Source organism: Marasmitruncus massiliensis (genome assembly GCF_900186535.1).
Taxonomy (GTDB): Bacteria; Bacillota; Clostridia; order Oscillospirales; family Ruminococcaceae; genus Anaerotruncus; species Anaerotruncus massiliensis_A.
The window spans coordinates 688,025-701,840 of record NZ_FYDE01000004.1 but is presented as its reverse complement, the minus strand read 5'-3'; the positions used below and the strand labels follow the sequence as shown (position 1 = coordinate 701,840).

The following is a 13,816-nucleotide window of genomic DNA, read 5'->3' as shown; positions in this document are numbered from 1 at the left end:
ACCGCACCGGTTTCCGCAAGTCTACTGAATTCAGGCACTGTGCGTTTCTTTTTCAAGCTCGGTGTCAATGAGAGCGAGGAGCTTGCCCGTGGGGGTCTGCTTCGTCTCCACCGGGAACACCGAGCAGATGCGATACCGCCTGCCCTCAATGCACATGGAGCGATTGGTTGTCGTTTGCGTTTTATCAAAAAAGACGGTAGCGTCCTCAAAGCAAGGGGCATATTTTCCGTTTTCTTCTTCCTCGTGTACTACCTCGGCGGTTTCATAAGAGCCGAGAATTCCTGTCTCCAGATAGTGCCTTGCAATTATTTTTTCTCTGTCCATAAAAGTTCCTTTCTCCATTACGGGTTACATTGTCAGGTTCATATCCTGATCCTGCTCGCTCCGGAGCTTGTGTCCCTGCGCCAGCTTTTTGAGCGTCTCTCGCTTTTTCTGCTTGCTGTCGGTGGGGGTAAAAGGCTTTAATGCTGACGGCACATCCATCATTTTCTCAACACTTTTGCCGAGGCAAACAGCATCTGAGGCGAGCTTACCCATCGAATTTACCTGGGCCAGCCAGCCCTCCGGTGGCTCTGGTGTCTGCGGAGTGAATCCATGCTCGGTGCGGTAGGCGAACAGCTTTTCAAGATTTTCCTTGAGGTAGGTGTCATCGTGCAGAGTGCGATCACGGCACTTCTGGCCCTCCGGCGTGGTGAATAGAATGTATTTATGCGCATCGTCCCAGCGCACCTCATAGCCCTCGTATTCCATGTTCAGGATGAAGCTTTTCCTGTCGGGGGAGTATTCCAGAGCCTCGTCGATGGCCTTCATCAGGCAGAACTTCCAGCTCTCGCCCCGCATGGCGGCGCGGTATTCGCCCGGCGTCAGCCGCTTCTTTCTTTTCTGCCCGTCATAGGGTTCCAGTACAGAGAACCCATGCGCTCTGCAGATTTCATCGTTGACCTGCCGCTGCTCTTGTAATGAAGTCGGAGACATATGAAGCTTTTTGCCGTCCCTGAAGCTGACCGAATTGACGATGATATGCGAGTGGAGATTGTCGGTATCGTTGTGGGTGGCGATGACACATTCGTTGTCGGGGAACAGCCTTTCGGCAAGCTCGCGTGCGATTTCATTAGCCTGCCACGGCGTGATGTTCTCCTTGTTGGAGAAGGAATGAACATAGTGAAAGAAATTGACGCCGTCGGTTTTCTTGAAGGATTGCTTGGTCGTCATCATTTCAAGGTAGCTGGTGTAGGGTGTACAATTATGTCCCGTTTCGACGCGGACGCCATCGAACGTCACCTTTTTGGATTGAAGAACATACGAGAGTGCGCCGAGCATCCTCCCGCAGGAGGCGTGCTTTACCTTGACTCTTGTGAGTGTCGCCATCATTTCACCTCCCCGGTCAGGTCACGAAGGGCGGCAGCGATATCGCCAAAGGCCTCCTTGACCTCGTCCAGTCTGACGGCCTGAATCCTGCCCATATGCGCCAGTGTGGTGAGCTGATTGAGGTTTTTACCGACAGCTTTCAGCTGACCGATGAGCGGTTCCACGCCATCTATGACGACGATATCCTTGCCCAGAGACGAGGCAACAAGATAATCCGTGACCGTCATCTTTGCCCGTTTTGCTTTCAATCTGATCTGATTCAGGTCGCGCTCCCTTACTCGGAACGCGAATTTTTTATCCTTTAATTTCTCCATGTCATGCTCCTTTCGTCACTGGGGTGTGGGGCAGCGCCCCGCTTACTGCGACCGGCGTATAGCCGGACGCTTTGCTTGCCTCTCCCAAAGGGAGAGCTTCCGTATCCAAGCCCCCGCATACAGGGTCGATAGGGACGATGTTTGGGGTATCTGGAGTAGTCCCCGTTTTATCGGCACTATCGTCACCATCGGCACGGGTTAGCTCAATGAGGCGTTTGCCGTTGCTACGACGGATGTCGAAAGTGATTCCCGAGTCCATGAGCGCATCGGTGTTTTGCAGAATTCTCTGGGAGATTTTCTTCGGAGATATCTTATCGCCGCTCTGACTGAACAGCCTATCCGCCAACTCAGTCGGAGTGCCGATAAAATGAGAAGCGGTTTTCATAAATGCAGAGAGAAGAGAAATAATGGCGTCGCTAAGTAGCTCCGGCTGTTCTCGGCTGTCTGATACCTTCTCCCAGACGTTATCCTCGTTACGCTCAAGACAGATTTCCCGATACTCGATATCCCTGCCGATGCAGGAGAGCTTCGCCTTGCCGCTGCCGCGTTTGTCCTCGATGAGGGTGAAGCTGGAATCGACAGCGCCCTGGACGCCGGTCGTACCCGAGATGCGATTGAACACATCATCGGCGCCCTCCTTGCGAAGATGATGGATGAGCAGGATTGCGACGCCATGCCTATCCGCCAGCTTTTTCAGAACGGACAAGTCGCGGTAGTCGTTGGCGTAGGTGTTGTCGTATCCCGAGCCTCTCACCATCTGCAGCGTGTCAATGATAATAAATACCGTATCGGGGTGCTCATCGATGAAGGTTTCGATCCGTTCATCCAGACCGTCACCGATGATGAAGGCGTCGGTGCAGAAGTGAACGCTGGGCGGCGCGTCCTCCATGATTTCAAACAGCCGGTTCTGGATGCGTAGTCTGCTGTCCTCAAGGCAGAGATAGAGCGTCGTGCCCTGTCGCGTTCTCATACCCCATACCGGCTCGCCCTTTGCCACCGTGACCGACAGCCAGAGCGCCAGCCACGACTTTCCGACTTTCGGAGAACCGGCGAGGACGTGAAGCCCCTGTGAGATGAGCGAGTCCACCACGAACCGCAGCGGCTGGAGTGGCGTGCTCATCAGCGTCGCGCCGCCGATGGTATCGAAGCACATCCTTTCGTTCTTTTTGTTTTCATTATTCATTTTGCTTTCCTCCCGTTCGTATTGGTTTCAAGAAAAACCGCAACAGAAAAAGCACCCGTTTTTCAACGGATGCTCAACGTGTATAGTGTTTCCCTTACCTGCTTACGACATAAGGAAAATAAATTGTTCCTGAACTTTATCGGGTAGGAGGCTAACCATTAATTGGTTAGCCGACCTCCCACACCGCGCGTACGTACCGTTCGGTATACGGCGGTTCTCTAGTTTACACTTACTTTCAGATAATAGTCAGTCATGGTTATGTAGCCAAGATTGACTATTTCTTTATTGGTGAGTACACTGTTTAGCATAATAGATGCTCGCCAGGAGCCTTTGCGGCAGTTTGCTATTTCATGCACTTTACATTCTGGTATATTATACTTTCTCAGCATCTTGTAGCGGGTTTTTACCTTCTTCCATTGTTTCCAGTAAACCGCCCTCACCTTCCGGCGCACCCATTCATCTACTTCGAGCAATAGGTTCTTCATATCTGCCATTTTGAAATAGTTCACCCATCCCCTGACAAATTGTCTGAGCCTATTTGCCCGATACTCATTTCCCCATCCATTGTTTTTGTTTGTCAGTTCTTTGATTTTATTTTTCATCTTCTCTGCTGACTTTGAGTGGACTCTTAATCTACATTTCCCTTTGTGCCTGTAAAATCCGTGTCCGAGATATTTTACCTTGCTTATATGTGCTACCTTGGTTTTCTCTGGGTTTACTCGTAGAAAAAGTTTACCTTCGATATAGGGCACTATGTTGTTTAAGGTTCTGTTTGCACTTCTCTTGCTTTTGCAGAAAATCATACAGTCGTCCGCATAGCGGACGAATCTGTGACCTCTGTCCGTAAGTTCCTTATCCAACTCATTCAGCATAATGTTACTCAACAACGGACTTAACGGCCCTCCTTGGGGCACACCGACTTCCGTCTTCTCAAATATACCTCTACTGATAACTCCAGCATTAAGGTATTTATTGATAAGAGATATGACTCTCCCATCTTGGATGGTTCGTGATAGAACCTCTATGAGCTTGCTTTGGCAGACCGTATCAAAAACTTCTCCAGATCCATATCTACCACGTATACATACCCATCATTTACATTTTCTTGGCATTGTTTTAATGCGTCATGCGCTCCTCTGCCTGGTCGGAATCCAAAACTGTTTCTCAAGAATTCTTCCTCGAATATTGGTGTCAATACCTGCGTAATTGCCTGTTGGATAACTCGGTCAACTACGGTTGGTATCCCCAATTTCCGGTACTTACCTTTTGTTTCTTTTGGTATTTCTACCCTGCGGACTGGGTTGGGTTTGTATTTCCCTTCCTTCAATTTCTGTATTAGTTGCTTTTGGTTATTTCTCAGATACGGCAGAAGTTCATCCACACTCATCTCGTCTATTCCGCCTGCCCCTTTGTTGGATTTTACTTTACTGTATGCCATGTTGAGATTATCTCTATGTAAAATCCTCTCCAGAAGGTTGTCCGTCTGAAAGTTTGTGTTGATGCGGTTGTTTTCAGCAATCCTTGTATGGGCGGACGCTTCTGCATACTCTTTCTGTTCCGCAGATACCTTTTGCAGATAGCCCTCTTTTTGAAGTTGTCTGTCCTTATATCCATCTTCGGTTACATTCATTTACTCACATCTCCTAAAGTTCAGTCCTTCCCAGTACGTCTTAAGCCGTTCTGGTAATATGACCTCTGCTGACTTCTCGTGATAAATCTTGTTTCAACCGCAGTTGCTAATTTTATATTGCTTTTAACCACGTCCACGAGACATCCCCGAGTACTCACACGTTCTTTCCCTCTTATACTCATTCCATAAATACTGTACACAATTCCGTGCAGTTATTGGACTTTGATTTGTTTGGCAACCTTGTCCTTGTGCTCAGCCTCTGATGTAACAAGCCAGGGTTTTGGCTAATCCTTTCTTCAGATTCCATCTCACGATGGACACCCCTGGCTTCGCCTGTATCCTTCCCACTGCCGGGCGGATTGGGACTTTCACCCATTAGAACGTGTGCCCATCGGGCACACCAAAAAAATATGCCTGCCGAACACATCGACATGCACATGATTTATTGATCGCTATTTTCAAATATCTCTTTCAGCTTTTGCAGCCGCTTTGTGACGGCGCTGTGAGTTTTGTAACCGAGCGCGTCGGCAATCTCCTGCTGGGTTTTGCCGCTCATCCTTATTCGGAGCAGCATCCGGTCATCCTCGGAGATGTTGTCCCAAAAGGTTTGGCCGGTCAACTGTGAAATAACTTCATCCTCAACACTCACAGAGCTGTCCGCAACCTGCGCGGGTGCGCTTTCACCCTCGTCGTTAACCGCAGACTCCATTTCATTGAGCGAGACGGTTTCTACTTTAGAACGGGTATGATTCCACTTGCGGTCAAAATCCTTAGAGCGGTAATTGTTGAATTTATCGTGATTAAAGTCCTCGTATGCGGCGTTGTTCTGAACGACCTGCGCGAGCTCTTCATAGTTCATGACTTCCATCATGGTTTTAACTGCGTTATTCAAAAAAGCGTCGGCGTGCTTTTCCACGTCAGGGTCTTGACTGAAGTGATCCAATATCTCCGCGACCATTTCAGGCTTTTCATTAAGGAGTTTCATCACGCCGCCTGCGACGAGGTTTTCCATGTTGTCGCGCATGGCGATTAGAGGATTTTCCTTGCCATAATATGACGAATCGGATTTCAAGCCCATCTCACGCGACAGCGGCTCCCATTTTTCTTCCACCAGGCCTTTTATGTATTCGAGCGCTTCCACACTCTCGGCATCCATCTTGTCATAGTCGATATCTATGTATGTTGCCGCGGAGAAGTCGTTTTCCTTAAAGTACGCGCGGAGCTCATCGAGCGTCGGGACGCGGTTAAGGTCAAGCAAAGTCTTTTTCTTCTTTTTCACTTCAGTCACCTCGTTTTCGACAATTTTGTAAAATTATATCATGAAAACGCAAGCGGCGCAAAGGGCAGAGGTATAGTAATTCTAAAAGGCATAGTAGTTCGCCCACAGCGTACCAAATCCGTCGAAGGCGTACAGTTTATGATGTAGCTGACAGCTTCAGAGCAACGCTGAGACGAACAGAAAAAGGAATGCATCCAACCAGTGAATATAGTCTGAATGCACTCCTTTATGTATTCTGTTACGGGTTTGTCGGCTCTCCGTTTGGTTTATACGGCGGCAGGGGGCTGTCCTTTGTGGGTACTGGTTGCAACTCGATGTATATGACGTCGCCTGTCGGCTCCGGCTGCTCTGAAGGTGGAGAGGTTAGTTCACCCGATGGACATTCTTCTCCGCCCATAATCCCTATCTTATGTCCGTTCTCGTACATGTCCTCGGCGACGGAGCCACCGCCCATTATGCCGACCTGCTTATTGATGTCGCCTTTATCGTCAACAGTCGTACAGCCTCCCATGATACTGACCTTGTTGCCGGTGAGCTCGTCGCCGGGATTTCCGACCATTGTGCCGACACTCCCGCCGCCTTCGTCTTTAATCCAGCCGAAACCGAGGATGTAGATTTGCTTCTCACCGTTAACGATACGAACATCTCTCATGTGCGGCCCGGTTGATGATGTGTTCGGCTTAACCGATTGTGCCGTCTGCGTTGGCGCTGGTTTCTGTGTTTCTTTTTCTGCCGATATCTCAGTTTCTACTGGCTCACTTTCTGCTACAGCCTCCGCTTCAGGAGCAGGAGCATCGGCAGAGATAAAAAATTCCGCTTTTTCCTCTGAGCGAGCCTCAATTTCGGCGATTACGGCGGTTTTTACCGGCTCGGCGGGTAAATCCCCGCCCTCGGCGCTTCGCAGCCACACAGCGGCACACAGCGCGGCACAGGCGATAATAGCAATTACAGTGATAATTCGCTTTTTCATTTGGAAACCTCCTTTGAAAATACAAAACGGGCGTCCGGTTCAGCTCTTTGGCTGCAATCCGAACGTCCGTCAAAATTTTGTATTTGATTTGATATCTGCCACGCTAGCCGGAAACCTCGAATAAAGATGTCCAGAGAAACATCCGAACAGATAAGGTCTTTGCCGTCCATAATCTGCAATACCAGTTTGCGGTTTCGTTTGCTGAGCCTTTGAATTAACAGCCGATGGTTTGCTTCAATCCGCCTTGCCTCCGGCATGTTTTTCGGCGCTCGGTAGAAATGGTCGTATTGTACTTTCAGTATGTTGTCCATGCGTGCCGCCTCCCTTCAGCAACACACGATAGCACATAATCCGAAAGAAAGCTATCATGTTTTTCAGCAGATTCTAAATTGAGAGGAGAGGTAACAAAAAGTGACCTATTCTCAGGCAGAATTTGAATAAATCGGATTATTAAGGAGAAAATTATTCAGAGGTAAAATGATTCAAAGGTCGTGGAAAGATGAGTTTGTTGTCAACTGTTTTGAATCTTCTTTTATATAAAGAGCCCCCGAAATATGACCGGTTCGAGCTACTGGAGGACGAACCCGAAGACAAGGATCAGAAAGAAAATGAAGATGCTGCTCAGCCTATCACGGAAATAAAGACAAAAGTTAAATCAAGAACCGGGATTTTCAAACGGACGCAGGCAAAACCCGAGCAAGAACCGGAGCAGGGTCAAAACCGTGACGGAAAGGTGACAAAAAAGCTCAGCACAAACCTTGAAATCATAAAGAATGAGCTCAATTTCCCCACCAATCAGGATGTCGTGATCCGTGAGTTCAAGATCATGCAAAAAAGCGACGCCTTTATCGTTTATATAGACGGCATGGTCGATAAGACGACTATCAATGATTATATCCTGCGGCAGCTTATGGCGCCGAATCCGAGCAAAACTGCGGGTTCAGGCAAGGATCTGATCGATTGCCTGGTAAACAACCTGCTGTCTGTAAATCAGGTGACAAGGCAGACGGAATACGGCCAAATTATCAAACAGGTCTTAAGCGGTCTGACCGCCCTTTTTGTAGAGGATGCCGGGGAATGCATTCTGATCGAAAGTCGCGGCTTCGATAAGAGAAACGTATCCAATCCACTGACGGAAACGATTATCAAAGGCCCGCACGAAGCCTTTATCGAAAATCTGAGAACAAACATCACCCTTGTTCGCAAGATCATCCGCAATAAGGATCTCGTGACTGAACTGCTGCCGACCGGCAAAACCGACAATACGATCTGTGGGATCATGTATATCAAAGGGATTGTGAACCCGAAGGTTGTTCGGGAATTAAAAAGAAGGATCGTCAGCATCGATGTCGATCAAATTCAGGGAGACGGGACGCTCGACCAATTGATCGAGGACCATCCTTTTTCACTTTTTCCCCAGATATTAAGTACGGAGAGGCCGGACAGGACGGCCTACTTCCTTATGGAAGGCAAGGCTGCAATTATTTGTGACGGCACGCCGTATGCAAGCGTGATCCCGGTGACCTTTTTTGATATGTTTCATACCTCCGAGGATTACGCGCTTCGCTGGCAATACGGCACATTTTTAAGGATCGTGCGGATGATCGCCGCATGTATCGCGTTATTCTTACCCGGTATGTATGTCGCGCTAACCCTATATCATCACGAAATGATCCCCACTGAACTGCTGGTCTCCCTTGCAAAAGCAAGAGAGCATCTGCCGTTCCCCACGATTATTGAAATCCTTTTGATGGAGATCTCGTTTGAACTGATCCGCGAGGCGGGTATACGGGTACCTGGGGTCATCGGACAGACGCTCGGTATAATCGGCGCGATCATTCTGGGGCAGGCCGCCGTCACTGCAGGCCTGGTAAGCCCCGTGCTGATCATCGTTATATCGATCACCGGACTTGGGAGCTTCGCCATTCCTAATTTTTCTCTGGCTTTCGGCGTGCGCATCTCACGGTTCATCTTTATTATCTGCGGAGCCATTGCAGGGTTTTATGGGATAGCGGCCGGAATATTTATATTCGGCGGACTCGCTTGTTCCCTAAAGTCCTTTGGGGTACCATACTTTAGCCCCGTTGCACCCAAGACAACATCCGGCCACGACACCATTGTAAGAATGCCGCCCTGGATGCAGAAAACGAGGCCGGATTTCATAAACACGTCCGACAGGACACGGATGGGTAAAGTCGTGCGTGGCTGGGTTGCGCGGGACGAAAAGGAGACCGATAATGATAACGGAAGGTAAAATCGGCGTCCGGGAAGCCATATGGCTTGTGACCTTGGCCATATCCGCAAAGATGTTTTTTGCCAGTCCCTCCATGCTGGTCGGTTTGGTTGGCAATACCGGCTGGTATATGACGCTGATCTCCGCGGTCACAGCCCTTGCAGGCTTCATGTTCATCTATCTGTTATTAAAGCGCTTTCCCGGAAGGGACATCATGGAGATATTTGATATAACATTGGGGCGCGTTCTGGGGTTTGCTTTTTCCGGGATACTGGCAATCTACCTACTGTTCAAAGCGGTTACCAGAATTGCCGAATTCAACGAGGTCATCAAAGTCTATGTTTTCCCTTTAAGCCCGAATTGGCTGATCACCGGAATCTATGTCATCTGTGTCTTCACGCTGTGCATACTGGGTTTGGAAAGTATCGCGCGGTTTGCAAAACTGCTGATCTATTTTATGCTTGCCGGCTTTTTGGTCGTATTGATTTTGAGTAGCCAGAATTATAATCCGAATTACCTTTATCCGATATTGGGCTACGGCCTGGATAAGACATTACTCCACGGTGTTGTCAGAAGCTCGGTTTACGGCGAAGTCATCCTTCTGGCGGTCTTCGCTCAGTCGCTGCAGGGTTTAAAGCATATCAAAAAAGAAGGTGTTATCGGCATCCTGCTGTCCGCCGTTTTGATCAGCCTTTCGCTGCTGTCGTATATATTGACGTTTCCGTATTATACGGAGCGGGATATTACGGCGCCGATGTATGAAATGGCAACCTTTATCGACTACGGACGATTTCTGCAAAGAGTCGAACCGATTTTCCTCTTTGTCTGGATAACCAGTACGCTGATATCCTCCACCATCGTCACTTATTCCTTTATTTGGATTTATTGCCGGATCTTCAGAATGCAGGATAAGAAGCCGATCTGCATCGCGGGCTGTATTCTCCTTTACGCTGCCGTGCTTATGCACAAGGATATAGAAACGGTATTGGATTATGTGCAATGGCTCAGAAACTACGGCGCGATTTTCGTTTTTATTTTGCCGCTCGTATCCCTCGCCACGGCCTTTATCAGGAAAAAGGGAGCGAAGGCACATGCGTAAAGCAGTTATAACACTAATTTTAATATTAATGGCTATGAGCCTGACATCCTGTTACGACGCGAATGAATTCGACGATATAATCCATGTTGTGGCGATTGGGATTGATAAGGGCGTTTCGGATCAATGGCGTTTAACAATTCAATTCCCCACGATGAAGGAAAGTGGCGGTTCGGAACAGTCCGGCAGCGGAAGCGGAAAAAGTCAGGAAGAATATACCTGCGTGTCGATCGACGCCCCTTCCTTTTTTGCGGGTATCAATATGCTGAATACCTCCCTGCCGCGAAAGCTGAATTTTATGCATGCCCAAATCATCCTTTTCTCGGAGGAATTGGCGGAATCCGGGTTGATCAACGAGTATATTGCTCCGATCAATCGGTTCAGAGAAATCCGAAAAACCTCGCATGTATTTGTCGTAAAAGGCAAGGCATACGATTTAATGAAGGAGAATAAACCGTTTATCGGGAACCTGCTGTTCAAAAGTTTTCAGCTTCTGATAAAGGAAGGTGCCATGACAGGGTATTTCCCGCATGTGACGCTTGAAAATTTCTCCGAAGGGTTAAAGTCCACCTATCATCAGCCGATCGCAGCCATTGCAGCGGTGAATAACGGTAAAAGTTTTATAGAAAATGGAGAGCCTTCGGGAACGGAATTCAAAACAGGAGGAGAATATTCGGCTGGCCGGATACCTCGTACCGGGGATAATAAAATTGAAATTTGGGGAACCGCTCTATTTGTCAGAGACACGATGGTGGGAGAGTTGGACGGCGATGAAACCCGTTATTTGCTTTTGGCACGGGGTGAATTTGAACGGGGATTTTTCACGATACAAGACCCCCAAAAACCGGAATTGGTAATTTCCTTAGACATTAGAAGTTCCAGAGAACCTGAGATTAAAGTTACGTGTGACGGATCAAAGCCTATTATACGGCTGAATGTTCTATTGGATGGTGACCTTCTTGCGGTTCAAAGCGGCATCGACTATGAAAAACCGGAGCATAAGGAATTGTTGGAGCAAGCCTTCCGACAAATCGTAAAAGATGGGATTGAGAAGCTCATTAATAAATGCAAGGACTTAAATACGGATGCGCTACTGTTTGGAGATTATGCGGTTAAAAATTTCTTAACGATAAATGATTGGGAAAGCTATGACTGGAACAACCGTTTTAAGGAAGCGGACATAACAGTCAATGTTGAATTTGCTATCCGGAGAACGGGCACACAGGCTAAAAACTGATCTATAACAGTATAACAAATTATGTAGGAGTGGCTAAATGAAATATGTTCTAACAATTTTATTACTCGCGGTTTTGCTTTATATTTTAAGTTTCGCAAGGTATAACTGGATAAAAAAGAATAAGCTTGCCGCTGTCGGTGCCGCGCTTATCGGCATTACAGCTGTAGGCTTTTCGCTTTTCGTTATTTTTTTCAGCAGATACGAGATATGACAATATGCTTGCGATGGAACCTTGAAAAAATAATTGCTTGGGAGTTGCACGCCAACTTTCAGCCATTCCGCGACAAAATCGGCTTTTGTGATGGTTCCCGACACTCGAAACAGCATTATCAGGAACACATTATTAAAACTTGAGCAATACCAGAAAAGCTCATAACTATAACTACAGGCTTTTTCGGCACCGCATCTACATGTCTACAATTTGCGGCGTTAGGTGAATATCGAAGCCAGCCCACTGATGCTTATAATGCATACCGCATGATATGCGATACAGTCTTGAATTTTTTATAAATGTTAGCATTTCAATAACGAAAGCAGACATCCAGCCACATAATCGTGAATGGATGTCTGCTTCTCTTGGTGCCCCGTACCGGTTACCCCCTTGGTTCAGTAATTGTACCTGTGGGTGATAACCCTTAAAGAAAATGGTCTTTATGCCGCCATGTGGAAAGATTATCAGACCTCGGCGCAATGGAAGGTTGGAAAAGAGGTGCGTTTATGATTCAAAAACTACAAAATATTTTTGTTTTGACTGAAAAAGGTGCAAAAGATTTAGTAAAAGCGACCCTTCTCACGGTAGCGGCGAATTTAAGCCTGATGTTCCCGGTCGGGCTGCTGATTATGGTGCTGCGGCATATCATAGAAGCGCTTCAAACCGGGGAAAATCCGGCAGCCGGTATATGGAAGTATACGGCGGTTGCAGCCTTCTTGACCGTTCTTATTTACATCATTCACTGGTTCCAGTACGAAAGTCTGTATATTGCCACTTACAAAGAAAGTGCCAACAGGCGTGTCGGGTTGGCGGAAAAAATGCGGCAGCTTCCTTTGTCGTTTTTCGGTCAGCGTGATCTATCCGATCTGACCTCGACCATCATGTCCGATTGCAGTTCGCTGGAACAGGCCTTTTCTCATTTCATTCCACAGCTGTTCGGCACAGTCATTTCTACAGTGTTAATCTCCATCGGGCTTTTACTGATGGACTGGCGGATGGGTCTGGCGGCAATCTGGGTTGTCCCCGTTTCGGCACTTCTTGTTATCGGTTCCAAATGGATTCAGGATCAATTCGGCACCCAAAGCATTTTGAAAAAGCGCGCCGCGACAGACGGATTGCAGCAACTGCTGGAAACCATAAAAGATATTAAAGCCTGCAATCAGAAAGAAATCTATCTGAACAGGCTGAAAAACAAGCTGACGCAAGCGGAAAAAGCAGCCATCCATTCCGAACTTGCAACAGGCGTTTTTGTGTCCTCCGCACAGGCACTGTTACGGATTGGAATTGCAACGACTATTCTGGCAGGAATCAGCCTTTTGATTTCCGGACAGCTGGATCTGACGACATTCTTAATTTTTCTGATTGTTGCTTCCCGGTTTTATGATCCGCTCAATGTATGCTATATGAATCTCGCCGCTACCTTCAATGCGAAATTGCAGATCGAGAGGATGCGTTCCATTGAGGAACAGCCGATACAAACCGGTGTAAAAGAGTACACGCCAAACGGTTATGACATTGCCTTTGACCATGTGACATTTGCATATCATGAAAATGAAGGCGTCCTCCGTGATGTTTCCTTTACCGCCAGACAGGGGGAAATCACCGCCCTCGTCGGCCCGTCCGGCGGCGGCAAGAGTACAGCGGCTAAACTGGCAGCACGGTTTTGGGATGTGAACGGCGGCAAAGTCTGCCTGGGTGAAGTGGACGTTTCTTCTGTAGACCCGGAAACCCTTCTTAAAAATTATGCAATTGTTTTTCAGGATGTCGTGCTGTTCCATGACACTGTAATGGAAAACATCCGCTTAGGGCGCAGGAATGCCACCGATACGGAAGTGCTGGCGGCAGCAAAAGCAGCCCAGTGTGATGAATTTATCAAACAGCTGCCCGAAGAATATCAAACAGTCATCGGGGAAAACGGCTCCACCCTTTCCGGCGGCGAGCGGCAAAGGATTTCGATTGCCAGAGCTTTGCTGAAAGATGCCCCGGTGGTCCTGTTGGACGAAGCGACAGCCAGTCTGGATGTTGAAAACGAGACCGCAATCCAAACGGCTCTGTCCGGTCTGGTGCAAAATAAAACCGTGCTGATTATCGCACATCGAATGCGGACAGTCATGGGAGCGGACAAGGTTGTCGTATTATCGGATGGAAAAGTCGCCGAAATGGGCGCCCCGAATGCACTGATAAAAACAAACGGTATTTTCCGCCATATGGTCGAATTACAGCGTGAAAGTCAGGAGTGGAGCCTGTAATCCCGGTACCCCGCAAAAGAGGACGCCTTAATGGGCGTCCTCTAAA

13 protein-coding genes and 1 pseudogene are annotated in these 13,816 nt (G+C 47.9%); 5 read left to right on the top strand and 9 right to left on the bottom strand.

Features of this window, described 5'->3' with window-relative positions:
- Positions 1 to 30 precede the first annotated feature (30 nt).
- From C1A10_RS07305 to C1A10_RS07270, 9 genes and pseudogenes are all read right to left on the bottom strand, one after another.
- The gene (locus C1A10_RS07305) at positions 31 to 324 is read right to left on the bottom strand and encodes a hypothetical protein (RefSeq protein WP_145997707.1); all 294 of its coding nucleotides are present in this window, start codon (positions 322 to 324) and stop codon (positions 31 to 33) included.
- A 24-nt stretch (positions 325 to 348) separates the two neighbouring features.
- Positions 349 to 1,368 (bottom strand): relaxase/mobilization nuclease domain-containing protein, encoded by a 1,020-nt coding sequence (locus tag C1A10_RS07300; protein ID WP_180951037.1) that lies wholly within the window; start codon positions 1,366 to 1,368, stop codon positions 349 to 351.
- On the bottom strand, positions 1,368 to 1,682 hold the full coding sequence (locus tag C1A10_RS07295) for a plasmid mobilization protein (protein WP_101909618.1): 315 nt from the start codon (positions 1,680 to 1,682) through the stop codon (positions 1,368 to 1,370). Before C1A10_RS07295 ends, C1A10_RS07300 begins: the two co-directional genes overlap by 1 nt.
- A 1-nt stretch (position 1,683) precedes the next feature.
- Entirely contained in the window at positions 1,684 to 2,802 is a 1,119-nt protein-coding gene (locus tag C1A10_RS07290; RefSeq protein ID WP_242968880.1) for an AAA family ATPase, read from the bottom strand.
- A gap of 281 nt (positions 2,803 to 3,083) precedes the next feature.
- Entirely contained in the window at positions 3,084 to 3,467 is a 384-nt protein-coding gene (locus C1A10_RS18960; protein WP_423241416.1) for a group II intron maturase-specific domain-containing protein, read from the bottom strand.
- 117 nt (positions 3,468 to 3,584) lie between these two features.
- Positions 3,585 to 4,252, bottom strand: a pseudogene (locus C1A10_RS18955) (reverse transcriptase domain-containing protein); the annotation flags it as partial.
- Positions 4,253 to 4,937: 685 nt separating this feature from the next.
- A complete protein-coding gene (locus C1A10_RS07280) occupies positions 4,938 to 5,774 on the bottom strand; it encodes a hypothetical protein (protein ID WP_101909617.1) in 837 nt (278 codons plus the stop codon).
- 238 nt (positions 5,775 to 6,012) lie between these two features.
- A complete protein-coding gene (locus tag C1A10_RS07275; RefSeq protein WP_101909616.1) occupies positions 6,013 to 6,744 on the bottom strand; it encodes a hypothetical protein in 732 nt (243 codons plus the stop codon).
- Complete coding sequence (locus tag C1A10_RS07270) at positions 6,741 to 7,055, bottom strand: hypothetical protein (RefSeq protein ID WP_180951036.1); 315 nt, start codon at positions 7,053 to 7,055, stop codon at positions 6,741 to 6,743. Before C1A10_RS07270 ends, C1A10_RS07275 begins: the two co-directional genes overlap by 4 nt.
- Before the next feature lie 188 nt (positions 7,056 to 7,243).
- Between C1A10_RS07270 and C1A10_RS07265 the strand changes: the two genes are divergently transcribed.
- The 5 genes from C1A10_RS07265 to C1A10_RS07245 all read left to right on the top strand — a co-directional run bounded on the left by C1A10_RS07265 (position 7,244) and on the right by C1A10_RS07245 (position 13,770).
- On the top strand, positions 7,244 to 8,998 hold the full coding sequence (locus tag C1A10_RS07265) for a spore germination protein (protein ID WP_101909615.1): 1,755 nt from the start codon (positions 7,244 to 7,246) through the stop codon (positions 8,996 to 8,998).
- Positions 8,982 to 10,076: a GerAB/ArcD/ProY family transporter gene (locus C1A10_RS07260; protein ID WP_101909614.1), complete on the top strand. Its 1,095-nt coding sequence runs from the start codon at positions 8,982 to 8,984 to the stop codon at positions 10,074 to 10,076. Before C1A10_RS07265 ends, C1A10_RS07260 begins: the two co-directional genes overlap by 17 nt.
- Positions 10,069 to 11,310 carry a Ger(x)C family spore germination protein gene (locus C1A10_RS07255; RefSeq protein ID WP_101909613.1) on the top strand — a complete coding sequence of 414 codons (1,242 nt, stop codon included), beginning with the start codon at positions 10,069 to 10,071 and terminating at the stop codon, positions 11,308 to 11,310. The genes C1A10_RS07260 and C1A10_RS07255 overlap by 8 nt, the downstream gene beginning before the upstream one ends.
- 37 nt (positions 11,311 to 11,347) lie before the next feature.
- A complete protein-coding gene (locus C1A10_RS18450; RefSeq protein ID WP_180951035.1) occupies positions 11,348 to 11,521 on the top strand; it encodes a hypothetical protein in 174 nt (57 codons plus the stop codon).
- Positions 11,522 to 12,027: 506 nt separating this feature from the next.
- A complete protein-coding gene (locus tag C1A10_RS07245) occupies positions 12,028 to 13,770 on the top strand; it encodes an ABC transporter ATP-binding protein (protein ID WP_101909612.1) in 1,743 nt (580 codons plus the stop codon).
- Positions 13,771 to 13,816: the final 46 nt, after the last annotated feature.